At 49.5% G+C, this 23,214-nt stretch carries 24 protein-coding genes; 10 read left to right on the top strand and 14 right to left on the bottom strand.

Annotation, left to right across the window (positions count from 1 at the left end; translation table 11 throughout):
* Positions 1-48 precede the first annotated feature (48 nt).
* Together EKM91_RS06010 and EKM91_RS06005 are read right to left on the bottom strand one after the other, a co-directional pair.
* Positions 49-1,362, bottom strand: coding sequence for an L-cysteine desulfidase family protein (locus tag EKM91_RS06010; RefSeq protein WP_125751309.1), 1,314 nt, complete (start codon positions 1,360-1,362; stop codon positions 49-51).
* Positions 1,363-1,794: 432 nt separating this feature from the next.
* Complete coding sequence (locus tag EKM91_RS06005) at positions 1,795-2,322, bottom strand: helix-turn-helix domain-containing protein (RefSeq protein ID WP_125751306.1); 528 nt, start codon at positions 2,320-2,322, stop codon at positions 1,795-1,797.
* 148 nt (positions 2,323-2,470) lie between these two features.
* Between EKM91_RS06005 and EKM91_RS06000 the strand changes: the two genes are divergently transcribed.
* Positions 2,471-2,836: a bacteriocin immunity protein gene (locus EKM91_RS06000; RefSeq protein ID WP_125751304.1), complete on the top strand. Its 366-nt coding sequence runs from the start codon at positions 2,471-2,473 to the stop codon at positions 2,834-2,836.
* A gap of 90 nt (positions 2,837-2,926) precedes the next feature.
* Here the strand turns inward: EKM91_RS06000 and EKM91_RS05995 are convergent, their stop codons facing one another.
* A complete protein-coding gene (locus EKM91_RS05995; protein WP_125751301.1) occupies positions 2,927-3,688 on the bottom strand; it encodes a DUF3923 family protein in 762 nt (253 codons plus the stop codon).
* A 267-nt stretch (positions 3,689-3,955) separates the two neighbouring features.
* Here EKM91_RS05995 and EKM91_RS14065 point away from each other — a divergent pair, with 267 nt between their 5' ends.
* Positions 3,956-4,078, top strand: a complete 123-nt coding sequence (locus tag EKM91_RS14065; RefSeq protein ID WP_225419455.1) for a putative holin-like toxin — start codon at positions 3,956-3,958, stop codon at positions 4,076-4,078.
* Positions 4,079-4,570: 492 nt separating this feature from the next.
* Here the strand turns inward: EKM91_RS14065 and EKM91_RS05985 are convergent, their stop codons facing one another.
* Both EKM91_RS05985 and EKM91_RS05980 read right to left on the bottom strand, forming a co-directional pair.
* Positions 4,571-5,248 carry a DUF4811 domain-containing protein gene (locus EKM91_RS05985; RefSeq protein WP_125751294.1) on the bottom strand — a complete coding sequence of 226 codons (678 nt, stop codon included), beginning with the start codon at positions 5,246-5,248 and terminating at the stop codon, positions 4,571-4,573.
* A gap of 53 nt (positions 5,249-5,301) precedes the next feature.
* On the bottom strand, positions 5,302-6,807 hold the full coding sequence (locus EKM91_RS05980) for a DHA2 family efflux MFS transporter permease subunit (protein ID WP_125751291.1): 1,506 nt from the start codon (positions 6,805-6,807) through the stop codon (positions 5,302-5,304).
* A gap of 159 nt (positions 6,808-6,966) precedes the next feature.
* Between EKM91_RS05980 and EKM91_RS05975 the strand changes: the two genes are divergently transcribed.
* The gene (locus EKM91_RS05975) at positions 6,967-7,476 is read left to right on the top strand and encodes a TetR/AcrR family transcriptional regulator (protein ID WP_125751288.1); all 510 of its coding nucleotides are present in this window, start codon (positions 6,967-6,969) and stop codon (positions 7,474-7,476) included.
* A 159-nt stretch (positions 7,477-7,635) separates the two neighbouring features.
* Here the strand turns inward: EKM91_RS05975 and rlmH are convergent, their stop codons facing one another.
* Positions 7,636-8,115 (bottom strand): 23S rRNA (pseudouridine(1915)-N(3))-methyltransferase RlmH, encoded by a 480-nt coding sequence (rlmH, locus tag EKM91_RS05970; RefSeq protein ID WP_125751285.1) that lies wholly within the window; start codon positions 8,113-8,115, stop codon positions 7,636-7,638.
* A gap of 176 nt (positions 8,116-8,291) precedes the next feature.
* On the opposite strand from rlmH, the gene EKM91_RS05965 reads away from it, so the two are divergent.
* Entirely contained in the window at positions 8,292-9,398 is a 1,107-nt protein-coding gene (locus tag EKM91_RS05965) for an SLC13 family permease (protein WP_125751281.1), read from the top strand.
* A 59-nt stretch (positions 9,399-9,457) separates the two neighbouring features.
* Here EKM91_RS05965 and EKM91_RS05960 read toward each other — a convergent pair whose 3' ends face one another.
* Positions 9,458-9,859 carry a YxeA family protein gene (locus EKM91_RS05960; protein ID WP_164508477.1) on the bottom strand — a complete coding sequence of 134 codons (402 nt, stop codon included), beginning with the start codon at positions 9,857-9,859 and terminating at the stop codon, positions 9,458-9,460.
* Between the two features lie 154 nt (positions 9,860-10,013).
* Between EKM91_RS05960 and glpK the strand changes: the two genes are divergently transcribed.
* Positions 10,014-11,510 carry a glycerol kinase GlpK gene (gene glpK, locus EKM91_RS05955; protein ID WP_125751275.1) on the top strand — a complete coding sequence of 499 codons (1,497 nt, stop codon included), beginning with the start codon at positions 10,014-10,016 and terminating at the stop codon, positions 11,508-11,510.
* Positions 11,511-11,564: 54 nt separating this feature from the next.
* Here glpK and EKM91_RS05950 read toward each other — a convergent pair whose 3' ends face one another.
* From EKM91_RS05950 to EKM91_RS05940, 3 genes are all read right to left on the bottom strand, one after another.
* A complete protein-coding gene (locus EKM91_RS05950; RefSeq protein WP_125751271.1) occupies positions 11,565-13,001 on the bottom strand; it encodes a 6-phospho-beta-glucosidase in 1,437 nt (478 codons plus the stop codon).
* A gap of 204 nt (positions 13,002-13,205) precedes the next feature.
* Entirely contained in the window at positions 13,206-13,532 is a 327-nt protein-coding gene (locus EKM91_RS05945; RefSeq protein ID WP_125751268.1) for a PTS lactose/cellobiose transporter subunit IIA, read from the bottom strand.
* Positions 13,533-13,711: 179 nt separating this feature from the next.
* A complete protein-coding gene (locus tag EKM91_RS05940) occupies positions 13,712-14,029 on the bottom strand; it encodes a PTS sugar transporter subunit IIB (RefSeq protein WP_125751265.1) in 318 nt (105 codons plus the stop codon).
* 134 nt (positions 14,030-14,163) lie between these two features.
* On the opposite strand from EKM91_RS05940, the gene EKM91_RS05935 reads away from it, so the two are divergent.
* From EKM91_RS05935 to EKM91_RS05920, 4 genes are all read left to right on the top strand, one after another.
* Positions 14,164-14,874, top strand: coding sequence for a GntR family transcriptional regulator (locus EKM91_RS05935; protein ID WP_125751263.1), 711 nt, complete (start codon positions 14,164-14,166; stop codon positions 14,872-14,874).
* Positions 14,875-14,957: 83 nt separating this feature from the next.
* Positions 14,958-16,337 carry a glycoside hydrolase family 1 protein gene (locus EKM91_RS05930; protein WP_225419454.1) on the top strand — a complete coding sequence of 460 codons (1,380 nt, stop codon included), beginning with the start codon at positions 14,958-14,960 and terminating at the stop codon, positions 16,335-16,337.
* Positions 16,338-16,431: 94 nt separating this feature from the next.
* Complete coding sequence (locus EKM91_RS05925) at positions 16,432-17,247, top strand: hypothetical protein (RefSeq protein ID WP_125751257.1); 816 nt, start codon at positions 16,432-16,434, stop codon at positions 17,245-17,247.
* A 213-nt stretch (positions 17,248-17,460) separates the two neighbouring features.
* On the top strand, positions 17,461-18,000 hold the full coding sequence (locus EKM91_RS05920) for a hypothetical protein (protein WP_125751254.1): 540 nt from the start codon (positions 17,461-17,463) through the stop codon (positions 17,998-18,000).
* A gap of 77 nt (positions 18,001-18,077) precedes the next feature.
* Here EKM91_RS05920 and EKM91_RS05915 read toward each other — a convergent pair whose 3' ends face one another.
* Both EKM91_RS05915 and EKM91_RS05910 read right to left on the bottom strand, forming a co-directional pair.
* Positions 18,078-18,803: a DUF4811 domain-containing protein gene (locus tag EKM91_RS05915; protein WP_125751251.1), complete on the bottom strand. Its 726-nt coding sequence runs from the start codon at positions 18,801-18,803 to the stop codon at positions 18,078-18,080.
* Positions 18,800-20,272: an MDR family MFS transporter gene (locus EKM91_RS05910; RefSeq protein ID WP_125751246.1), complete on the bottom strand. Its 1,473-nt coding sequence runs from the start codon at positions 20,270-20,272 to the stop codon at positions 18,800-18,802. Before EKM91_RS05910 ends, EKM91_RS05915 begins: the two co-directional genes overlap by 4 nt.
* A gap of 164 nt (positions 20,273-20,436) precedes the next feature.
* On the opposite strand from EKM91_RS05910, the gene EKM91_RS05905 reads away from it, so the two are divergent.
* A complete protein-coding gene (locus EKM91_RS05905) occupies positions 20,437-20,889 on the top strand; it encodes a MerR family transcriptional regulator (protein ID WP_125751243.1) in 453 nt (150 codons plus the stop codon).
* Between the two features lie 353 nt (positions 20,890-21,242).
* Here EKM91_RS05905 and EKM91_RS05900 read toward each other — a convergent pair whose 3' ends face one another.
* Both EKM91_RS05900 and EKM91_RS05895 read right to left on the bottom strand, forming a co-directional pair.
* Entirely contained in the window at positions 21,243-22,175 is a 933-nt protein-coding gene (locus EKM91_RS05900; protein WP_125751241.1) for an ABC transporter ATP-binding protein, read from the bottom strand.
* Positions 22,162-23,211 (bottom strand): ABC transporter ATP-binding protein, encoded by a 1,050-nt coding sequence (locus EKM91_RS05895; protein ID WP_125751238.1) that lies wholly within the window; start codon positions 23,209-23,211, stop codon positions 22,162-22,164. The genes EKM91_RS05900 and EKM91_RS05895 overlap by 14 nt, the downstream gene beginning before the upstream one ends.
* Between the last annotated feature and the right edge of the window lie 3 nt (positions 23,212-23,214).

The following is a 23,214-nucleotide window of genomic DNA, read 5'->3' as shown; positions in this document are numbered from 1 at the left end:
AGATATGGGACAAAAAAAGGGATCATGACCTGACCCCAATAGCCGTGATCAAGACCGCGGCTTGATCGTGATGCGTGGTGCTTGCTTATTCAACATGACGTTCAACACCGCCGCATCGACTCCTTGCATGCCCACGGTCCCTAAATGACCGATCCCGCGAATAGTTTCATCGACATCAGCGCAAACCAGCCCATTGGTTGCCGGCACCACGATATCTTGAGCGGCTAACTGCACCGCCCGATACATGGAATTGACTGCCGTGCCGACTTTCAAGGCACATGATGCGCCGGCGCCATCGCAAACCATTCCCGGCGCATCTCCGGCCATGTTGCGCACCGCCTTGCACGCCCCAGCATACCCCAATGCCAACAAGTAACTGCTGCCTACTGCCGCCCCCATTGCTGCGGTATCCGTCGCACAAAACGGCCCTAATACCGGCAAATAAGCATGCGCATACAGTGCCGTCAAATGACTTAGCGTCAAGGCCCGCAACAAGTGTTCCTGGTCAACATTTTGAGCGCGTGCGATCACGCTGATCGGGATCGTGGCAGTGATACCTTGATTCCCCGAACCAGAATTACTCATTGCCGGCAGTGCAGCCCCACCCATGCGCGCATCACTGGCAGCAGTCGTATAAGCTTGGATCTGCGCTGCCAAATCAGCCTCAGCATCAAGCGCATGCTTTGGTGAGTAAGCACGGCCGACGCCTAAGCCATAAGCTTGCGTTAACCCAGCTTCTGCTAAGGCCCAATTCAGTTTATCCGCGGCTTGCATGAAGGTGATCTTCGCCAGCGGCACCGTCGTGGCAAAATCCCAGATCCGCTGTAAACTGACTTGTTGTAAGGCCGCTTTTTGCGCAGAACGAGCATGTGCTGCCGGCTTAGGCTGGTCAATTAACCGTGTGCCGTTTTTTTCGACACGATAAATATTGGTGTGGCTGCCCGCAATTTCCACCTGTGCCCACCCTGCACGAGTCGTCACTTTTACCGCGACATACAGATCATCAGCCACTGCGGCCATGCTGGTATGGACCCGGCCTGAATGGGCTAATTGCTTGATCGCAGCGACTTGTGCCATGGTGATCGCGGCGATCACATCTAAGCCGGCATCAGGATCTCCTGCCACTGCCCCGGCAGCAGCAGCCACCGCCAGCCCTGGTTCACCAACACCCGGCACCATCACCGCCATAGTATTCTTCATCACATTCGGTGATACGCGCACCGTAATAGCTTCAATCGTGTCATCTTCTAAGTAGGTCAGCGCGTTAGCCGCCGCATACGCGATCGCGATCGGCTCGGTACAGCCGGTAGCTGGCGCCACTTCCGCGCGTAAACAATGTAAGAACAAATCTGCATCGGACATTTTTGAACGCTCCTATCTGCCGCTTTAATCACTATTGTACGCAGATTTCGGTGAAAACGCTATCATTATTATCTCTTGATCAACGTCAGCAAGTCAACCATGGAAACGGCATACGGGTTTTGAACACGAAAAACGACTATCCGCGGATCGCGGATCTAATGGCCGCTTGACTCGCATCGGCGATGACGCCTTGCACCAGCGTGACGCCTAGGTTGCTCGCAAGGCCTTTTCATCCCTGGTGTCACACGCTTTGCTTGCAAGCACCCTTCATGTGTCCCGCCAGCGCTGGTGACATGACTCAACGATGTTAAGCGGTTTTGAGGTCGATTCTACTGCTGAAACAGGCGGGCTGGGCCGTCATCGCCTCGATCAAAAGAGCCGCCGTCAAAGTAATTTGATCGCGGCTTTTCCCGGGAAATATTTCCAGTATGGTCACCTGTAACGAATATTCGACAGCCGCAACAACTGTTGATACCTCGCTTCAGCTTCCGTCGGTAAGACAAAATGCTCATGGTGCATCAGTGACGCCACCTCCATATTTAATGACATCAGCACATAAGGCGTCGACGTGCCGTCGGTCATCAGGCGCTGATACTGTTGTGCCAGCAATGCCTTCAGCGGCGCCTGTTCCGGCGGCAGTAGCGCGATGATATCAACTAGCCATGAGATCGCCAGCCGTCGCCGTTCACCACCCCCGGCGTACCACTTGATCTCTTTGTCTTCAGCACGCCAGCGAAACAGGCCGCGCCACTGCATCTTCTGCTTCAGTCCCAGCAACACCCGCACGTCGCACTGAAAAATCTGTGCCAGCTGCACCAGCATGTCGACATCGGGATAACTTTGGTCGTTCTCCCACTTAGACACCGCCTGCCGGGTAACGTGCAACTGCGCGGCCAAGTCACTCTGCGATAACCCACGGCGCTGCCGTTGTTCCTGAATCAATTTACCCATCTTCAACATTTTACGTCACTCCCCATCAGCCAAGGCTACAAAGCCACCGCAACATTGTCAACTAAACGGCAGGGCAACTGTTGGTTGCGGCTCGGATCTGCTGGTGCTGCTTGCATTGTAGTAGAGGCACGCCTACGCTGAAGGCGAGGTGAGATAGATGTCAACCAAATCACAAAAGCAAACGACTACTTCGGCAAAACAAGCCATTACAGCATTATCCGCATTGCTGGCCCAGCGCCCGGATCAATCGCCGCAATTGTTAGACATCACAGATGTGTTGCGTCAGGTCTACCAGAAGCTCGACACCGCCAAAAATCCAGAAGCGCTGATCAATCGGCTCGTGAATTATATCCGCATCAAGGCAAGCAACGGTAAGATCACATTCCCGACGCCGCAAGAAAGCCTGATCGACGAATTGGCTTGGATCGGTGCTAAGGCCGGCTTCAACGGCCAATACATGGCGGATTTCTCAGACAAGCGCCAGTTTTACAGTTTCTTAGAGAAGATGCCGGTTCGCGACTGAAACGAGACCCGATTGAACGTGAAAAGGAGCCGCACAGCGCGACTCCTTTTTCGTATTCTATTCGTCTTGATGAATCCATCAAAATCTCGCCTACCGTGGGAAGCGACGAGCGCGCCTGATCACGGCATAGATTACCAACTCAACCACCACAATACCTGCTGTGAACACCCCTAATACGCCTAACGCCAGCAGTCGAGAGCCCGTATTTTCGATGTGTCCTGACCCATCAACGTGTCGAATCAGGATCCATACGCCCCCACTGGCGATTAGAAACCCCAGCATCCCATTGGCGATCCACCAAGCTTTATTTTTCAAGAGACCACTCCTCAAACGGAATCGATCTTGGCAAAGTAGCCACGCGGATTCGCTCGTCAACAACGCGCCAATGACGACATAGGCCAGCTGATTGCCAACATCCATCCCAAAGATTTGTCCCCATGCGATAGCAACCATCAGCAAACCCACCGTAAACGAGGCAATCTGGGTGTATCGCTGCTTAATCGGCTTATGTTCACAGCCAAGTATGACCAGCAGGCTAACAATCATGGCATCAGACAATACCAACATCTCAGCAGTTGTTGGAATCACCAACCGGATAATGACGGCAATCGCCACCGCCGTTGGCAAGCAGGCCAACTTTTGCTTCTCGACGTCATTGGACTGCCGTCCCAACAAGTAATCCGTCGAGACGTCCAACAATTCAGCAAGTCCAGCCAGCGTCTCGAGGTTAGGCAGGTTCCGGCCAGTTTCCCAACTGGATACGGTTTGCCTAGAGACAAACATCCGCTCCGCCAGTTGTTGCTGTGTCATACCGCGTTGTTGCCTGGTCTGACGTAATGTTTGCTCAAACATGGTTGACCTCCTAAGCGTACGTCTCGACTGCGATCACGTCACGCTAGTCTCTCTAGCATCCTCACTATTTGTGATACGGACGAATGTATCAATCATTCACGCAGTTTGCCCTCTACTCTTTAATAAACCATAACGTGTATACCATGTTCAAAGTACCCTGTCATGATACACTATTCAGGCAGAAAGTTGAAAACGGTTGGTAAATCTGATCCATTGCGAGGTGGTGCCTATGTACATCATCCAAACTCTAAGGAAAGGAGGCACCTTTTGGTAACTGTTGCTGATGCGTTGACCCTAATGCTGATGTTCGGCGGGTTCGTCTTGTCACTCATCGGATTAGTGGTCGTCATCATTCAAGCAATCGTTGGCAATCAAAAAGACCGTCAGTAAACTTCTTGGCGGGAGTTTAACGGTCTAGTACCAACTTCTATTAAATGCCAACCGTCTTTAACGGTCTGCACGGACGCCATGTTGACGCATGACGTCTTTTTCTATGACTTGATTATATCATGCAGGTTTCCTAAACGAAACAGGTTGCATACGTTTATCAATGTCATCGTCACAGACTGGTCTTCATGCTTCTTTTCGACTCAATAGACCTTTGATACAACGCCTGCGGTCAAGCAATCCTCACCTGCGGTCACTTTAATTAACCGCCTCACTTGTGATATGGACTACTGTAACAGACAATCCTGCGGTTAATTCTACACTACGACTTACATTTGTACTTATGCTTCCCCTCCTCGCATGAAAAAATAAAGTGCCACAACCGATTTTACGTCGGTTGTGGCACTCTATACTGAGTATTAAACGTTGATTCAGTCAAAATACCAGTAACACCCAGTATTCAGCCTTATCCCAAGATTTTCGCCAATGATGGAACTAACTGATGAAAAACAGCAAATATGGAAGACCTCTATTCCTGTTTTCAAAAATACACTCGTAGTTTATCTCCATACTTTCTGCATTGTATTGGTGATTAATTACTGCACTTGTTTCACCTTGAGAAGCCTTCATTGCTTGTACCTTAGCCAATTCAACCAATTGCTGTTGATAATCTTTGACCTGTCTCTTAGTCATCACCTGCCAAGAAGATTTAGGTAACGTCAAAAAAGTCGACTTTGAAACAAACTTTTTCCCATTACCGGAGTAGTGAAAGACAGTGTTCATCAGCTTAGACGTGTACACCCAGTATGTAGTCCTTACCGTCAGCTTGGGTGCCGTTGTATTGGCGAGCTTATAGGTTGCTGTAGTCTTGTCCGCCTTCAATATATCACCATCGTCCGGCTTAGCATATGCGGTTGCTTTCTTTTCAGTCTTTGAATCGCGGAAAACAAGTACCTGATGTTGCCTGTTTGTTCCAACATTTTGGTAAATCAGAATATTCTTTGGCGTTGCTATCGGCAAGGCAGAATAGACCTTGGTACTCATCGTAGTCGACGTTTCCTGCTTCATGCCCCAGTGCCACTCTTGATTGCCGATCATGAAACCGACAGCTGTGATCAAGCCCACAACAGAGATACCACTGGCAATCACACGCAACGTCTTCGACTTGATCATAATAATTGTGACAAAAGCCAATATCGTGAGAATAAAAATGAGATAGATAATCTTCAGTCGACCTCCATTTGTACGTCATTAGATTTTGTTTGTTTCTTGATGAAACAAACAAAGACAAACCCCAAAATGGCCAACACTAATCCGGCGATGAATGAAACGCGGAAACCGGATACCGCAGCGGTAATTGACTTAGCACCATAAGCCAGTGGATCTGCGATTTTCAATGCATGCTGTGGCAGTGCATTGGTGGTGGTATTTTGAGTCAAAGAAGTCAACACGGCCACCGCAATTGATGAGGAAATCTGACGCGCTGTGTTGTTGATCGTTGAGGCATGGGTTGAGTGCTCCACTGCCACTGCCGTCATGGCTGCAGTGGTCAGTGGCATCAACGCCGTTGCGATCCCGATCATGCGTACCGCATACATTACCTTGATCAGTAATGTCGGTGTGGTGGCACTGATAAATGCAAACGGTAACGTCCCAATCGCCAAAATGAAAAATCCAGTTAAGGCAAGTTTTTTTACCCCATATTTATCAGCCAAATTACCTGCAATTGGTGCCATGACCCCCATCATTAAAGCACCGAAAAACAATGTCATCCCAGAGTTTAGTGGCGACATACCTCGCACATTCTGTAAGTACGTGGGGAGCATCATTTCAACGCCATACATCGCCATGGTAACCAACAGAGTGCCAACAGTCGCTACGGTGAAGCGCGAATTCAAAAATAGACGAACATCAAGTAATGGATCATCCATGCGTAATTGACGCCATGCGAACAAACCAATGAAAACAACACCAATAATCACCGGTAAAATGACACTCAGATCTCCCCAGCCCTTGTCAGCAACATTTGAGAAACCGGTAATAAAAAAACCAAACCCAATGGTCGAAAGCAGTACTGACACGAAATCAATTTTTTGTCGATGATTTTCAACGACATCATGCATCACAAATGGAATCAATACCACACAAAGCGCAGTTACCAGCAACGAAGGCAGAAACATCGAGCGCCATGACGAAGAAACTGTGAGTCCAAAGATAACATGCGATTTACTGAGAATCCAACCAGTTAGTGTCGGTCCCACGGCTGGCGCAAGTCCTAATGCCAAACCCGTCAGTCCAATTGCGGTGCCCAGTTCTTTACTCGAGAAAATATTCATGACAATGACTGCCATGGTCGACGATAAGATGCCAACTGCTAAGGCCGTGATGATTCGACCGGCAATGAAGAATCCCCATGATGAATTGGGTGAAAAGTAAGTCATTATGATACCAACAAGCTGCGTAATGCCGAGAATAAGATATAATCGCTTCGTTGGCACCCGGGTCAGAAATACCGCAGATAATGGCACAATAATCCCATTGACCAACAAATAATACGTGGTCGCAGTCTGAGCAGTGCTCATGCTGATATCAAACGACTTCATCAGCGTTGGCAGTGCTGTGCTTAACGAAGTCTGCATGATCGTACCGGCAAAGGCAATTAAAACGACTACGAACAAGATCAGCCAACGATTATATTTTTTCCCATGAATATCTTCATATGATTTTTTCATTTTTACTCCTAACATCATATATTCTCAAGATTAAATTTCGTTTTCAGAAAATTATGAAAACAACAAAGTTTAGGTTAATTGAATTGCGTGACTGCGTAAATGGATAAATATGATACAATGCACAGTAGTACTACACATTCGTGAAAATGAGGTGAAAACATGCCTGATAAGCGCAGTATTCGCACCAAACGAGAAATCCAACGCGCGTTGAATTCATTAATACAGCAAGTTCCTTTCAGTAAAATTACCGTCAACATGATTGCTAAAGAAGCGATGATCCACAGAAACACACTCTACTTATACTATGCCGACAAGTATGCCTTACTTACAGAAATATTCGAGAGTTCAATTACAATCAACACCTCTTGGCGTCAGAATTTACTTGATCACCCATTCTTACTTTTCAACGAGATTTACAAACAATCTTTCCACAACACGATTGTCATCCAGCAAAACGATTCAGAGTTCGACGAAGTGATCACTAAATGTTTCACTGACCTCTTTGCTTCTGTCATTGGTGATGACTACAACCAGTATTTCCTACTTGGACGAATCTCCGCGATCATTACTTGGATCAATCGAACCGGCCAACCATACAGCATCTATAAAGACGGTGACAAACTAGATCACATCTATACGACTCAGCAATTTCCCGAGGCGAACAAATAAGCTCCAGAATTCAACTCAACTACTGAATACTTCTTCACTACATACCAAATACCGCTTGCTCAAAATATTGAGCAAGCGGTATTTTTTTCCTCCAAAATTCAACTGTATTACTAACGACCATATCGGATACTTTTGTATGACTTAATTTGGTAAACCGCATCACTTGTGATACGGCCTGCCCGCATTGATCATAAATGCGCGGTAGACCTGCTCGATCAAGACCAACCGCATCAGCTGATGTGGCATCGTCAACAAGCCGAAACTCAATGTATTATCTGCCCGTTTCATCACCTCTGGCGCTAAGCCCAAAGAGCCGCCGATCACGAAGGTGATATCCGAATGGCCATAAGTTTCGAGCTCTTGCAACTCTTTGGCAAAGGCTTCTGATGACCGTTGCTTGCCTTCGATTGCCAAGGCAATCACCCAATCACGCGGTTTGACCTTGGCCAAGATGCGCTGGCCTTCAACTGCCTTGACTTGGGCCATTTCCGCTGCTGAAAGCGATTCTGGCGCTTTTTCGTCTGGCACTTCAACTAATTCCACCTTGGCAAACGCGCCAAGGCGCTTTTTATATTCCGCGATGCCATCTTTAAAGTACTTTTCTTTTAACTTTCCAACCCCAATGATCTTGATCGTCATGTCTTCACCCCTTCATCCATTCAGTATACCTTGGCTGACGCGTATTTCCCGGGAAATGTCTTCAATGTAAAAAATCCTGCCCCATCTTTACGAGAGTTTTACATTAGGCCGGTTGTCTCCGTTGCGGTTTTAGCGCAAAATAGGAATGTTGAGTCAATTTTGGAGAGGGTTAATTCATGACCGTAATTAAAAACATTGTCAAAGACCGCGTGTTCCAAATCACCGCGGCTTTGGTAGTGCTCAGTCTGTTCTTTGCCAGGCCACGACTAGCAGATATCAACTTTTCCACGTTGTTTTCGATTCTCGGGATGATGACCGTCATCCAGATATTCGAGTATCTACATATCCTTGATTATTTTGCCTACCGGCTGACGAGTCGCGCCACCAGCAACCGCCAGCTCACTTGGATGTTTGTGGTATTGGCCGTCGGGGCTGGTATGTTCTTAACGAATGATGTCACCGTTTTGACTTTAGTGCCATTATATTTGCGCATCGCCAAGAAGTTTTCGCTGCCGGAGATCTTGCCGGTGACATTGATCGGCATGGGCGCAAATTTCGGGAGTGCATTTACCCCGTTTGGGAATACCCATAACATTTTTTTGATGAACCATTACGGCATTAAAGTGGGAACGTTTTTCACCTGGTCGATCCCGCTATTGATCGCAAGCTTGATTTTAATGACGATCTTTATCTTCTTCATTAAAAAGACCCCGTTGCCTAACGTCCCTGCTCAAGACATTCGCATCCAAACTCGGCCGACCATTGTCACCATCATTGTGGCGCTGATCATTTTTGGCGGGGTACTGGAATTTATCCCTTCTTGGGTCGGGGCGATATGTGCCCTCACCTTGGCTTTTGCCTACAACCGCAAGATCTTGTTGGACGTCGATTACGGGATCGTGTTGACTTTCGGCGGGTTCTTCATGATCGTCAGCGTCTTGCGACAGCTGCCTTGGGTCGTCAGCTTGATCTCCGGGCTGGTGGCAACTGAGCATTCCGTGTTCTTGACCAGCATCTTCTCCAGCCAGATCATCTCCAACGTGCCTTCCACGGTGTTGATCGCCAAGTTTACCAATTTCCAAGAAGCTTTATTCTTAGGCTCAAACATTGGCGGCCTTGGCACCGTCGTTGGTTCGATGTGCAATCTCCTAGTCTTCAAAGAATATACCAACTGGGGCAATAAAGATTCCGGCAAATTCTTCCTTGGTTTTTCTGCTTTGAATTTCTTGGGTCTAGCGATCTTAGCCTTACTTGGTTGGGGAATCTTAGATTTCATGATCTAGTTTTCCACCTAATAAAGCGGGCGCGTCGATATGACGTGCCCGCTGATTTTTTGCGATACTCACGGTTTAAGGGAGAGGCGTTGGCGCGCGAGTTTTGGCGTCTTGTTAGCAGAAACTGACTCCCAGCTCAGCACGGTTTGGCCTTTGATCTTAACCGCCAGTGGCGTCCCGGTTGGCAACGGGGCGTCTGAGACATGCAGCATGAGCTTGCGCCCGCTGCCGGTAGCATCATAACTCATCACCGCATAAGTATAATCTAAGCCGCCGTGATTGTTTGCGTGCCATTGCACCTCAGGCACTGCCGGATCGACATAGACGGTCGTCACCGGCACCACCGGGTTGGCATAATCTAATGCCGCAGCCGCCGCTGTAGTTTGATTGCGCGTCAGCCATGGTGAAATACCCAAGGCCAACCCGATACTTAACCCGATCGTCAATAACCGCTTTTGCCACTTTTTCATCGCCGCTCCCTCCCTTATCCTCAGCCTAGCAATCATTTTGGTATACGCCATGGGACTAATGGCTGATTTCGCCACCCAACAATGGTAGGAGTTTACCCTCGTGGCGAAAACAGCTAAAATGAAAAAGCAGTAACCGCTATCAAGGAGGGCAATTATGGCAGCTGAATATATCCTCGCGATCGACGAAGGCACCACCAGTACGCGGACTTTGATCATTGATCACAACGGGCAAAAAGTCGCAGATGCTCAGCGTGAATTTCCCCAGTATTTTCCGCAACCCGGCTGGGTCGAACATAACGCCAATGAGATCTGGAATGCCGTTTTATCTACGATCGCCACCGCCTTTATCGACTCCCACATCCAACCTGGCCAGATTCGCGGCGTGGGGATCACCAACCAGCGCGAAACCACGGTGATCTGGGACAAAGCCACCGGCTTGCCGATTTACAATGCGATCGTTTGGCAATCGCGGCAAACCAATGACATTGCCAATGCACTACGCGACGCCGGGCTGAACACCATGATCCACGAAAAAACCGGGTTGTTGATCGATCCGTATTTTTCCGCGACCAAGATCCGCTGGATCCTCGATCATGTCCCTGGGGCGCAACAGCGCGCAGAAAAAGGCGAGCTGCTTTTTGGGACCATCGATACCTGGTTGTCTTGGAAGCTTTCTGGCGGCGCTTTTCACATTACAGACTACACCAACGCCAGCCGCACCATGTTGTTTAACATCCACACCCTGCAATGGGATGATGAGATCTTAGCCGCTTTGAACATCCCCAAAGTGATGCTGCCTGAAGTGCGCAGCAATTCCGAGATCTATGGTCAAACTGCTGACTACCACTTTTACGGTTCTGGTGTGCCGATCGCCGGCATGGCTGGTGATCAACAAGCGGCGTTGTTTGGCCAGCTGGCCTTAGCGCCTGGCATGGTCAAAAATACTTATGGCACTGGGTCGTTCATCGTCATGAATACGGGTACCACACCGACCATGTCCGCTAATAACCTACTGACGACGATCGGATATAGTCTTGATGGCGTCGTTCACTATGCTTTAGAAGGATCGATTTTTGTCGCAGGCAGTGCGATCCAGTGGTTGCGCGATGCCATGCAATTGATCGAATCCGCTCCGGCTTCTGAAATTGCTGCTAAACGCTCGCACAGCCAAGATGAAGTCTATGTCGTCCCAGCCTTCACGGGCTTAGGTGCACCTTATTGGGACGCAGATGCGCGCGGTGCTGTCTTTGGCATCACGCGCGGCACGACGCGAGAAGATTTCATCAAAGCGACCTTACAAAGTCTGGCCTACCAAACCCGGGATGTCGTGGAAACCATGTATCAAGATACTGGGATCACGATCCCAGCGTTGCGCGTCGACGGCGGTGCCGCTAAAAATGACTATTTGATGCAATTTCAAGCTGACATCCTCAACATCCCGATCGAACGGGCGGCCAATTTAGAAACCACCGCCATGGGCGCAGCTTACTTGGCGGGGCTGGCAGTGGGCTTTTGGCAAAATACCGACGAACTGCAACAAATCGCCGCACCCGCTAAACGGTTCATCCCCCAAATGCCGGCTGATCGCCGCAGTCGCTTGTACGCCGGCTGGCAAGCTGCAGTTCAAGCCACCATGGCGTTCAAACACTAACCGCATGCTAAAACCCGTAAGCCGGCAAAGCTGGCTTACGGGTTTTTAGCATGGTTAAAGCTGCTCGCCATTGGAGGCGATCACGCGTTGATACCAGGCAAACGAATCTTTCTTCAAACGCTTGCCGCTGCCACGCCCTTGATCGTCTTGATCGACATAGATCAACCCATACCGCTTTTTCATTTCGCCAGTAGATGCTGAGATAATATCGATCGCACTCCAAGGCGTGTAACCAAGTAATTCGATGCCGTCTTCAACGACCGCTTTTTCCATTTCTAAAATATGATCGCGCAAGTAGGCGATCCGATAATCATCATGGATCTGCCCATCTACCACGGTATCATACGCGCCATAGCCGTTTTCAACCACAAATAACGGTTTGTGCCAGCGCGCTGTCATCCAATTCATCCCATACCGCAACCCCACTGGATCGATCTGCCAGCCCCAATCAGAACGCGGCACATAAGGGTTGGGCACGACTGAGCGCGCTTCATCATAATCGTAATCCGGATTGTCTGCTGAATATTCGGTGGCCAATGAGTTGTAGTAACTGAACCCGACATAATCCACGGTGCCATTTTTTAACGCCGTCGCATCTGCTGCCGTGATCTCGATCGCGTAGCCTTTACGCGCCCAATAGCGCTTCAGCCACGCAGGATAGGTCCCTAATGCTTGGACATCGCCATAGTAATAACGATATCGCATCGCACGTTCTGCCATCAAGACATCTTTTGGCTTGGCGCTGAGCGGATAAATCGGCGTCATGGCGATCATGGCCCCCACTTGCAGCGTGGGGTCGATCAAGTGCGCTAAGCTGACCGCTTTGGCGGAAGCGACTAATTCTAAATGCGCGGCTTGAAACATCGCTTCTTCCGAATTTTCCGAGTCGTCCAACTGCAACCCCGAATTTTGCAACAACGGATGCGGATCACGCCACATGGCTTGATTATTGATTTCATTGAAAGTCATCCAATACTTGACGGTGTCGTGGTAGCGCTCAAAGCACACTTGTGCAAACTTCAAAAACGCCGCGACCACTTTGCGGCTGCGAAAGCCGCCATCTGCGGTCACTAAGTGTAAAGGCATTTCAAAATGCGACAAGGTTACGATCGGTTCGATCCCATATTGCTGGCAAGCGGCAAACAAGTCATCATAAAACTTTAAGCCTTCCTCATTGGGCAATGCCTCATCCCCATTGGGAAAGATCCGCGTCCACGCAATACTCGTGCGAAAACACTTGAACCCCATTTCCGCAAACAACTTGATATCATCTCGATACGTATGGAAAAAATCGATCCCCCAGTGATTAGGATAAACCGCATCACCAGTGGGCTGCGCATCCACTTGACGCGTCACATCCTTAGCACCGGCGCGCATCACATCGGCAATACTCACGCCTTTGCCGCCGGCTTGCCAAGCACCTTCGACTTGGTGGGCAGCCACAGCGCCACCCCAAAGAAAGCCAGCAGGCATTTGATACCCTTTGGTCATACTTATGCACACTCCTTATCTTTCCGCGCATCCAAGCGGCACTTCCCCCGAAGTCGCTTCGATGCGAAAACGTCTTGAGCCACCAGCATTGTCCCCGATAACATAAGCGCCCATGGCTCACGATTCATGCTTTGAATCGCGGTCCATGGGCGTTTGCGGATGGGCACGTGATCAAACGCAACATGTCTTGGCCCAAGTTAGTCCTTATTTTTCTGCTAGTCGCTTATACAGATCAACGATCTCACCCGCCAAATCACGGAAGGTGATCGCCGTCATTAAGTGGTCTTGTGAATGCACCATCAACAACGTCACTTGCGCATGCTCCCCGCTGGCTTCGGCAGTCAGCATTTTGGTTTGACCATTATGCGCTTCGACTAAAAAATTATCGGCTTCTTTAAGCTTTTTGTCAGCCAGCGCAAAATCTCCTTTTTTGGCTGCTGCGATCGCTTCAAAAGCAGAACTTTTTGCATTACCGCCGTTAATGATCAATCCCATGACGGATTGCATGTTCTCGTTGTTCTCTTCTGCCATGTCATCCTCCTAAAGTGAACCTGCTTGCGACTAATTGCGGCGTACATACCGATGCGCGCCTCTATTTTCACATTCGCCAACCCTGAGATGACGTCCAGTCTCTTTGTTGCCAAAGGATCTCAGTGCTTGTCAACAAGCTTGGCTGCGAATATGAAAATGGAAGTGCGCATCCTGCCCGCCTATTTGGCGTCGATAGCGCGTAACGCTTCTTTGAGTACCTTTTCACCGTTCATCATGCCATAATCTTGCATGTTGATCACTTCAACCGGGATGTTCGCGGCTTTTTGCTTAAAGCTGTCCAGCATAAAACGCACTTGCGGCCCGAGCATTAAAATGTCTGGGTGCTTTTCTGCCAGCTTGTTGTCTGCATCCGTCGATGCCGTCGCAAAGATGTCAGCATCGACTCCGTCTGCTTCAGCCGCTTTTTGCATCTTTGAGACTAACAGGCTTGTCGACATGCCTGCGGAGCAAACTAACATGATCGTTTTCTTAGCCATAACGAACTTCTCCTTTTTTCGTAAAAGATTTGCGTCAAACACTTAAAGCGTTTTCAATACAATGCTATAATAATACGTAGGTACAAATTTGACAAGTACTTGCAACTAAAATTTGTTAGAGGGTGAGCCCAAACATGTATCATGAAATCGCCGACCAGCTGATCCAAGCGATCACCAAAGGTCAATTCACCAGCAAACTGCCTACCGAAGCCAAACTGATGGCTCGCTTTGGGGTCAGTCGCAATACGATCCGCCGCGCCATTGACGTCGTTTACCAACAAGGTCTATTGCGCCGCGTTCAAGGATCTGGATATTACATCAATCACGTCCAACTCAATAGCAAACATGCCGTGAACCTCTCTGTTGGCGCCGGCAAGCCGTTAGTGAAGAATTCACCGCGGCCCACGTCAAAGATCGTGACGTTTGATAAAGCGATCGCCGCCACGATCCCATTAGCCACGCAGTTCAACGTCGAAGCCGACGCGGAAGTCTATCGCGTCATCCGCCTGCGCTATATGGACGCAGCCGTTTATGCACTGGAAGAATCTTACTACTTAACGGCAGTGGTCCCTTTTTTGTCCACAGAAAGTGTCAACGGCTCGATTTTCGAGTTTCTCGCCGAAACCTTCAACATCGCGGTGATCGCCAGCGACGATTACCTGTCTATGACCAAGCTGGCAGAAGATCAAGCGACGCTTTTGGACCAAAAACCAGGCACTCACCGCTTGACTTTAGCACAGATGAATTACACCAAAAACAATACGTTATTCAACTTTTCAAAGACCATTTATGCCGATCCGAAAATGAGTTTTTATTTCCATTCAGCCCACCTCAGCAGCAATTGAGCCTACCTTTATTATGGCAGGTTCAGCTTTGCCATCACAAGCAAGACGCCTAAGACCACTGATGACTTAGAAATAGGAGGACGATGATGAGCCAACCACTGCCTAAAAACTTCTTATGGGGAAATTCAACGTCAAGCATGCAAACTGAAGGCGGCGTAACTGAAGGCGGCAAGGGCCGATCCGTCTACGACATTCGCCCGGCAACTGACACCACCAGCGCCTGGCGTGTGGCCATCGACGAATATCACCGCTATGCCGAAGACTTCGACTGGATGCAAAAAGCCGGCATGAATTGTTACCGCTTCCAGATCTCCTGGAGCCGCGTTTGTCCTACCGGCGACGGCGAATTTAACGAAGCCGGTATCGCCTTTTATGCCAACCAAATCGCCGCGCTTAGACAACGCGGGATCACGCCAATGATCTGCTTATATCATTTCGATATGCCTTTATCCTTAGCCAAGCGTTACAACGGCTTTACCAGTCGTCATGTGGTCAACGCTTTCGTGCGCTTTGCCAAAGAGATGATCGATCGGTTTGCGGCTAAAGTGCCTTTTTGGCTGACGTTCAATGAACAAAACCTCTACTTTACCAGCGACGCTTTTGACATTGCCGGTGATTTGACCGGCCCGCGCAGCCTTGAAGCACTTTATACGATCAACCATCACGTGATGGTCGCCCATGCCCGCGTCGCCAATTACCTGCATGCCACTACGAGTGCAAAGATCGGGGGCATGCTGGCTTACGAAGAATGCTACCCAGCCACCAGCAACCCCCGAGACGCCTGGTATGCTCGCCAGATCGATGAATTCTTGAATCAAAATCTGCTTTCGGTTTTCGTAAACGGCCAATATTCACCAGCCGTTTTAGCCTACGCCAAGCAGCAGCACCTGCACTGGACGATCACCGCCGACGATCAAGCCGCTTTTGATCAGCTGCATGCTGACTTTTTTGCCTTTTCATATTACCGCAGCCATTTGATCGATAGCAGTCGCGTCCCGATCAATACCCCGGTCAATTATTACTTAGATCACGGTTCGGTCGCTAATCCCTATACCCAAGCCAACGAATGGGGTTGGAATGTTGACCCGCTTGGTTTTCGCGATATTTTAACCACCGTTTACAACCGTTACCGCCTGCCGTTATTCCCAATTGAAAATGGGATCGGCATCCGCGAAGTCAGCGACGGTCAAGACCAGCTCCAAGATGACTACCGGATCGCCTATCACCGTGCCCACTTGCAAGCGCTCAAAGACGCCGTTTTCCAAGATGGTGTCTTAGTGCTGGGGTATCTTGGCTGGGGATTGATCGATATTCCCAGCTCCAGCGGCAACATGGATAAACGCTATGGGATGATATATGTCAATCGCACCAATCACGACTTGCGCGACTTGCGGCGGACGCCGAAAAAATCGTTCTACTGGTTCCAACAAGTGATCGCCTCAAACGGCGCACATCTGAATTGAAATATATGGCTGTCAGTTTTTATTGATATATTTATCTAGATGTCACCTTCCTGTCATCTTGACCCGGTATCCTTACGGTAAAGGAAGTGAGGATATGCGCACTCGTGTTTTGTTGGCCCTAACTGCTGCCGTAATGCTCGCGTTGGGCGGTGGGTATTATTATCATCGTACGCAAGTGACCACGACTACCGTTCGTCAGGCCAAGGCTTCCGTTGACACGCTTTATCGCAACTCAACGCACACCCTCCCGGCAACGGATCTCAATTCAGCCCGCGTGGCTAAAGCAAAACAGGCGGTTCAAGCCGCCGCTAAGCAGCGCTTAGATGCGCAACAAAAAAAGCAGCTGCACCAAGCCCAACAAGAAGTCGCTCAAGCCGATCAAATGTTGACTGTCGTCGGTGCCACCCAAGCGCCGATCGCTCCGACCACAGATTATCGACAAACTGCAGCGGCAGCCTTATCTGCTTATGCCCAGCTGGAAACAACTGAGCCGGTGTTCACCCAAGTCTATCAACAACCGGTGACCACTTTAAACTCAGCCGCCACCGCGGTTTCCGCGTTGCAAAAACTGCAAACCGCGCCTAAAGTGACGCCTAAAGCGATCACCACGGCAGAATCTGCGGTCAATGCGGTGACCAATGGCGATGACTCCGCGTTTGCTGCTGAAGCCGAAGCGGTCGTTTCCGCCGCCAAACAAAAGCTCACCCCAGAATCCGCTGCGACCACCCCTGACGCACCTTCTGAAACAGAAGCGGCAGCTTCATCCAGTCAGCCGGTTGCCACTGCAGAAACCGCGGCAAACACCACGACCGAAACCGCTGAAACCGCGAATGCGGCCACTGCAAGCAGTCGCACCTCGACCAGCCAACCGGCTGCGACCGCGTCGAGTGCCACTGCTGCAAGTGATTAAGCGTGGCCCCCAAAAACCTGTCTCTGGCCCAACCTGTCAGAAACAGGCTTTTTTGCCCCCACCATTAATTTCTTGTCCCCCAAACACAGTTTCAACTCACGGCTGGCTGACTTGTTTTACCGGACAAGCGCTGACACTTGGCCAGTGATTGTCCGCAGCGTCTTTCTTCTGTGTTAGAATTAACCAATAACGAACACGGAGGTTAGCGATTCAATGAAACGGCAATTATTTACCTTCCTCGCCGTCTTGGGACTTTTTTTGACCTTGACCGGCTGCAAGCGCCAAGACACCAGTGCCCGTGGTGCCGTGTATACCGCCCAAAGCTACACCACTAAGGGCCAAACCAAACCGGTCACCACCGCCGTGGAAATGACACTTTACCTCAATCGCGATGATGACCAAGGCGTTTTATCGACCGCCACTTTGACCACCAATCCATACTACCGGCGTTACGAAACGTTAACGCGTCATTCCCAAGGCAGCCAAACGACTTTAAAGACCACCGGTGAGATCGTCGCCGCAAACTTCGCCACCAAAAGCGATGCTGAAGCCGGGATCAACCCGACTAAGTACAGCTACAATCAAAACGGCGACACCCGCAGCGCTGGTACTTTCACCAAAACTAAAACTGGCCTAGATCTCAAGTTAGGCAAGACGGTGTGGCATTTTAAGCAGACAGAAAAACAAACGCGTTATCAATTACCTTATGGCATCGCCCAACAAGCGAAACAAGCCAAAGTCGACCAGAATTAATGCAAGCACAAAATGGCGTTGCGACCACCGTAAATCGGTAGCCGCAACGCCATTTTGATTGTGTCATTAAACAAGTTTTATTTTGCAGTCACCGCTTTGATCGCTGCTTTGATTGCTTGTTGCTTGAGTTGTGCTTGCGCCTTGGCGATAACTTGCTGTTGCTGTGCAGCCGTCATTTGCGGATTTTTCATCCGCGCTGCCATGACAGCTTGTTGAACTGCTGCTGCCATTTTGGCTTTATCAGCCGCAGAAGGATTTTGCGCTTGCTTCAATTGTTTGCCTAACGCCTTAGCTTGGGCCGTCGTCAAATTCGCCCAAGCGTTGGGAATGGTGATAGTATTGCTGGCTTTAACCAGTTTGTGGTTATTTTGGTTACTGAAAAAGGCGCGGTAGAAATCATTTTGATAGACCCATTCGGTTTTGACCGTTTTCAAAGTGGCCGTTTTCTTACTGGTTTTGGCCACGTGATTGGTCACCAGATAATCTGCTTGCGTATGCGTCGTCTTGCCTTTTTCACTTAACTTATAGATGTACACTTGCCGCTTGCCGCTTGTGCCTACGTCTTGACGCAGCAGCATTGGTAAGGCCTTATTTGGGCTGGCAGAATAAATCACATGAGTCGTGGTCGTCGTTTGTTTTTTCATGCCAAAATGGCTGCGGTCGTTGGCATTGACCAGATACAATGAGCCCAGCATCACGATGCCAAAGACGGTCACTAAGATCCCGCGGACCCAGCCGGTCTTCATCATAACAAAGCTTAAGTACAAGCCGATAACGCCGATGATTAATGTCGCAATGATCATGCGCGCACCTCCTTAGCAGTCACGTCTTGGCTGGCAACTGCCTTTTTGTTCAAGAAGAACGTCAGCACCCAACCTAAGACGGAAAAACCGATCGCAAACCAAAAGGCCGCATGATACCCATCCAAAGTCGCATTGAAGAACAAATGCTTGTAACGCAACGGGTCAGTGGTCACCATGTGCTTTGCTGGCGCTGCATTACTGGTCACGTTAGATAAAACTGATACTAAGATCGCGGTGGTCATCGAGCTGGCGATTTGCCGCACAGTGTTGTTGACCGCAGTGCCGTGCCGGATCATATCCATCGGCAGTGCGTTCATCCCGTTGGTAGTTAATGGCATCATGACCATCGACACCCCAAACATCCGCACCGCATAGATCAAAGTAATGAATAACGATGGCGTGTCTGCTGTGATAAATGCAAATGGCAGTGTCGCCGCCGCTAAGAAGAAAAAGCCAAGTTGGGCCAAACGCTTAGCACCAATGCGGTCAAAGACATACCCAGTGATGGGGCTCATGACCCCCATCATCAGCGCCCCTGGCAGCAAGGTCAGCCCAGATTCAAGCGCCGTTTTGCCATGCAGGATCTGTAAGTACAATGGCAAGATCATTTCAACCCCGACCATTGCCATCATTGCAATCGAGCTTAAGATCGTTGAAATCGTGAAGATTTTGCTGGTGAAGACTTTGACTTGCACGAATGGCTCTTCCAGATGCAGCTGTCGCATCACAAACAACCCAATGATCACTAAGCCGACCACAATGCTGCCGAGGACGATCGCATCGCCCCAGCCACGAGAGCTGACTTCAGAAAACCCATATAGCAACAGGCCAAAGCCAAAACTAGATTCGATCAATGATAAGACATCAAGCTTCGGATCAGAAGTTGGTAAAACGTCTTTAACAAAAAACAGCGAAAGCAATAAGACGAGCACGACAACCGGCAACAGCATGCCAAACAGCGTCCGCCAACCAGAATTGTCGATCACCCAACCAGACAAAGTCGGCCCGATTGCCGGTGCCACACCGACAGCTAAGCCGGTGAGCCCCATGGCGGTACCGCGTTTTTCTGGCGGGAACAAGTTGAGCATAATGTTTTGCAGCAACGGCATCGTGATCCCAACACCCAGTGCTTGGATCAAGCGCCCGACCAACAAGGTTGGGAAATTGCCGGCAATAAACGCCACTAATGTCCCAATACCAAAGATCGACATCGCGCCAATGTAAAGCCACTTGGTGGAGATCTTTGCAGAAAGATATGCCGATACTGGGATCATGATCCCGTTGACCATCATGAACCCGGTTGTCAACCACTGAACCGTCCCAGTGGAAATATCAAACGCGCTCATCAATGTAGGAAAAGCCGTCGTCAGGATCGTTTGGTTCAATACGGTAATGAAAACCCCAACGATCAGCGTCACGACCATCATTGGTACATTGATTGTCTTACCATGCCTGTCTTGTACGTGCATGTGCATCGCCCCTTTAAAGTAAGTATATTTTGTGATCAAGTTATTACATAATGTGATATTGACAAAACGATATGTTACACTTACATTATACGTTAGTCAACTGTTTTCAGAAAAAATATGACGGACTGTCATTTCATGAAGATCTTCGTTGAAAGGGGGAAACCATGGAACTCGATTTTATGCAACGCGTCAAATCACTGGATATCTCTGTTGGCATTGGTGAAGCCAGTCGCATCACTGGTGCCACCGTCACGCAGATCCGCTACTGGGAGAAAAAAGGAATGGTGCGGTCGTTTCGCCGTGAAGATGGCGCCAACAAGCGTTTTGATCTCAAAAATATCATTCAGATCATGTTGATCTCTTCTTTGATCGAAGCCGGCTACACCCTCACCAAGGCCGGGGAAATGATTCGCCAACACCATCATCAAACTGATCGCTTAAAATTCTTAGCCCGCAGCTTGACCGTCGAAGAAACCAACGCGCAAACCCGCTTTAACTTTGGGCAATTAGTCAATGATCTTGACTATGACGTCGTTGCTGATGTGGATGACGATCACGCTGAATTTCGTAAGGTCCCCCACCAACCAGATCGCACCACTCGCGTCTTTGACCTGTAACGCCGGACAGCTTTAAACAGACACGAAAAAAGGTCAGTCTCATTCAGACTGACCTTGCACTCAAGACTATATTTCGCGAAAAGAATATCGCGCCCAAGCCATAAAATATGCTAAAATAAACGAGTAAATGTCTCCCAAGCCATTTACGTTCACGCGCGCAGGACAACTCCCAAGGTCCTGAGCGTTTTTTTTGCTTAAAAATAGAAAAGACCCGCACAACAGCAAGCCAAGCTTCTGCGTACGGGTCGTCCTGAAATGCGCCGACGCGACTGACATTCAGGTGAGCGGGTCTATTCAGTTTTTAAGACTGCAACTAGTATATAACGACTTATCAACGGTGACAAGAATTTTTCTTAATTGGATTGGCGATAGGCGGCGACTTCTGCGGCAGTGGCATACACATAATGCGCTGGCAAGACTTCCACTAACTGGCGCTGACCACCTTCTGCTTGCCTGGCATCATATGCGATCGGCACCCGTTGGCGTTCGCTGTCTGGATCAGGTTCAGGGATCGCAGATAACAGGCTTTTTGTATAGGGGTGCAAAGGATGATGATAGACTTCTGCTGCACTTGCCAGCTCCACCAGCCGCCCATTATGCATCACCGCGATACGATCGGAAATATATTTGACCATTGAAAGATCATGGGCGATGAACAAGTAGGTCAAGCCTTTTTTATCTTGAATGTCTTTAAGTAAATTGACTACTTGCGCTTGGATCGAAACATCAAGCGCCGAGATCGGTTCATCGGCAATGATGAACTGCGGCTCTACTGCCAACGCGCGGGCGATCCCAATGCGTTGCCGCTGACCGCCTGAAAACTCATGCGGATAACGCGACGCATGATCTTCATTCAAGCCCACCTCAGCTAATAATTCGGCCACGCGGGCATCACGTTCTTGCGGCGAATGGACCAGGTGATGGATATCCAAACCTTCAGCGATGATATCTTTCACTTTCATCCGCGGATTCAACGATGCGTAGGGATCTTGAAAGATCATCTGGGTTTGCCGCCGAAATGCCAACATTTGTGCACTCCCATTTTTGAGCTTGGCAATGTCTTGGCCTGCAAACAATACTTCACCGCTAGTCGGCTGATATAAGCGGATCAATGCCCGCCCCGTCGTGGTTTTACCCGAACCGGATTCACCCACCAAACCGAGCGTTTCACCTTTGTAGATATCAAATGACACATCTTGTAAGGCGCGCACTTCATCTTTTTTGCCCGCATTAAACGTCTGCACAAGGTGGCGGACTTGTACCAATGGGGTTTTATCTGTAATCATGATTGCCCTCCTTTTGCGCCCAGATCTGCTTGCGCCGCTTGATTTCAGCTGGCGGATCGACAGCAGGCGCATCTGGATGCAACAACCAAGTCGCTGCGGCATGCGTTTTAGAAACTGCAAAAAACGGCGGCTCTTGCTCTTGGTCGATCTTCATCGCATAGGGATTGCGCGGGGCAAAAGCATCCCCCTGCGGCGGTGTCAGTAAATCTGGCGGTGTCCCTGGGATCGCAAATAAGCGCTTGCGGGTCGCGCTGAGGGTCGGCATCGCTTCTAACAAGCCCCAAGTATAAGGATGCATCGGGTTATAAAAGATCTCATCCACGGTTCCATATTCGATGATCTTGCCGGCATACATGACGGCCACGCGATCGGCGATCCCAGCCACTACCCCGAGATCATGGGTGATAAAAATGATCGCCGTATCTAACTTGGCTTGAATATCCTTCAATAAATGCACGATTTGCGCTTGCACGGTCACGTCCAATGCCGTGGTGGGTTCATCGGCGATCAACAGCTTGGGATGGTTAATGATCGCGATCGCAATCACAATGCGCTGCCGCTGGCCGCCAGAAAATTGGTGCGGGTAGTCTTTTAACCGTGCCTGAGCATCCGGGATCCCCACTAGCGCCAAGACCCGCGCAGCTTCTTTCATCGCATGAGCGCGCGTGGCTTTGGTATGCAGCAATAGCGGCTCCGCGACTTGTTTGCCAATTGGCATAGTCGGATCTAAGCTGGTCATCGGGTCTTGAAAGATCATTGCCACTTCATTGCCGCGCATTTGGTTCAGGGCTTTTTCCGACTTATGGAGAATATCCTCCCCTGCCAGCTTGACCGATCCAGAAACCACACGGGCATTATTTGCCAACAAACCCATGACGGTGCGCATGGTCACAGACTTACCCGATCCGGATTCACCAACGATCGCTAACGTTTCGCCTTTGTCCAGGTGAAAATCGACATGCCGGATCGCGTGTACCGTGCCTGCATAGGTGGCAAAATCGATTGCAAGATCCTTGACCTCTAAGATTCTTTCCATAAC

Origin of the sequence: Lacticaseibacillus baoqingensis (assembly GCF_003946165.1) — a bacterium.
GTDB classification, from domain to species: domain Bacteria; phylum Bacillota; class Bacilli; order Lactobacillales; family Lactobacillaceae; genus Lacticaseibacillus; species Lacticaseibacillus baoqingensis.
Note: the sequence above shows the minus strand (reverse complement) of the source record. Positions and strands in the feature narration are given on the sequence as shown.

Bases quoted from the DNA above. Each gene is read 5' to 3' on its own strand.
- EKM91_RS05895 (WP_125751238.1), bottom strand. From the start codon at position 23,211: ATGGAAAGAATCTTAGAGGTCAAGGATCTTGCAATCGATTTTGCCACC.
- EKM91_RS06005 (WP_125751306.1), bottom strand. From the start codon at position 2,322: ATGTTGAAGATGGGTAAATTGATTCAGGAACAACGGCAGCGCCGTGGG.
- EKM91_RS05930 (WP_225419454.1), top strand. From the start codon at position 14,958: ATGATGAGCCAACCACTGCCTAAAAACTTCTTATGGGGAAATTCAACG.
- EKM91_RS05960 (WP_164508477.1), bottom strand. From the start codon at position 9,859: ATGAAAAAGTGGCAAAAGCGGTTATTGACGATCGGGTTAAGTATCGGG.
- rlmH (WP_125751285.1), bottom strand. From the start codon at position 8,115: ATGACGATCAAGATCATTGGGGTTGGAAAGTTAAAAGAAAAGTACTTT.
- EKM91_RS05900 (WP_125751241.1), bottom strand. From the start codon at position 22,175: ATGATTACAGATAAAACCCCATTGGTACAAGTCCGCCACCTTGTGCAG.
- EKM91_RS05965 (WP_125751281.1), top strand. From the start codon at position 8,292: ATGACCGTAATTAAAAACATTGTCAAAGACCGCGTGTTCCAAATCACC.
- EKM91_RS05985 (WP_125751294.1), bottom strand. From the start codon at position 5,248: ATGATCAAGTCGAAGACGTTGCGTGTGATTGCCAGTGGTATCTCTGTT.
- glpK (WP_125751275.1), top strand. From the start codon at position 10,014: ATGGCAGCTGAATATATCCTCGCGATCGACGAAGGCACCACCAGTACG.
- EKM91_RS06010 (WP_125751309.1), bottom strand. From the start codon at position 1,362: ATGTCCGATGCAGATTTGTTCTTACATTGTTTACGCGCGGAAGTGGCG.
- EKM91_RS05925 (WP_125751257.1), top strand. From the start codon at position 16,432: ATGCGCACTCGTGTTTTGTTGGCCCTAACTGCTGCCGTAATGCTCGCG.
- EKM91_RS05950 (WP_125751271.1), bottom strand. From the start codon at position 13,001: ATGACCAAAGGGTATCAAATGCCTGCTGGCTTTCTTTGGGGTGGCGCT.
- EKM91_RS05935 (WP_125751263.1), top strand. From the start codon at position 14,164: ATGTATCATGAAATCGCCGACCAGCTGATCCAAGCGATCACCAAAGGT.
- EKM91_RS05980 (WP_125751291.1), bottom strand. From the start codon at position 6,807: ATGAAAAAATCATATGAAGATATTCATGGGAAAAAATATAATCGTTGG.
- EKM91_RS05940 (WP_125751265.1), bottom strand. From the start codon at position 14,029: ATGGCTAAGAAAACGATCATGTTAGTTTGCTCCGCAGGCATGTCGACA.
- EKM91_RS05910 (WP_125751246.1), bottom strand. From the start codon at position 20,272: ATGCACGTACAAGACAGGCATGGTAAGACAATCAATGTACCAATGATG.
- EKM91_RS05945 (WP_125751268.1), bottom strand. From the start codon at position 13,532: ATGGCAGAAGAGAACAACGAGAACATGCAATCCGTCATGGGATTGATC.
- EKM91_RS05915 (WP_125751251.1), bottom strand. From the start codon at position 18,803: ATGATCATTGCGACATTAATCATCGGCGTTATCGGCTTGTACTTAAGC.
- EKM91_RS05920 (WP_125751254.1), top strand. From the start codon at position 17,461: ATGAAACGGCAATTATTTACCTTCCTCGCCGTCTTGGGACTTTTTTTG.
- EKM91_RS05905 (WP_125751243.1), top strand. From the start codon at position 20,437: ATGGAACTCGATTTTATGCAACGCGTCAAATCACTGGATATCTCTGTT.
- EKM91_RS05995 (WP_125751301.1), bottom strand. From the start codon at position 3,688: ATGTTTGAGCAAACATTACGTCAGACCAGGCAACAACGCGGTATGACA.
- EKM91_RS06000 (WP_125751304.1), top strand. From the start codon at position 2,471: ATGTCAACCAAATCACAAAAGCAAACGACTACTTCGGCAAAACAAGCC.
- EKM91_RS05975 (WP_125751288.1), top strand. From the start codon at position 6,967: ATGCCTGATAAGCGCAGTATTCGCACCAAACGAGAAATCCAACGCGCG.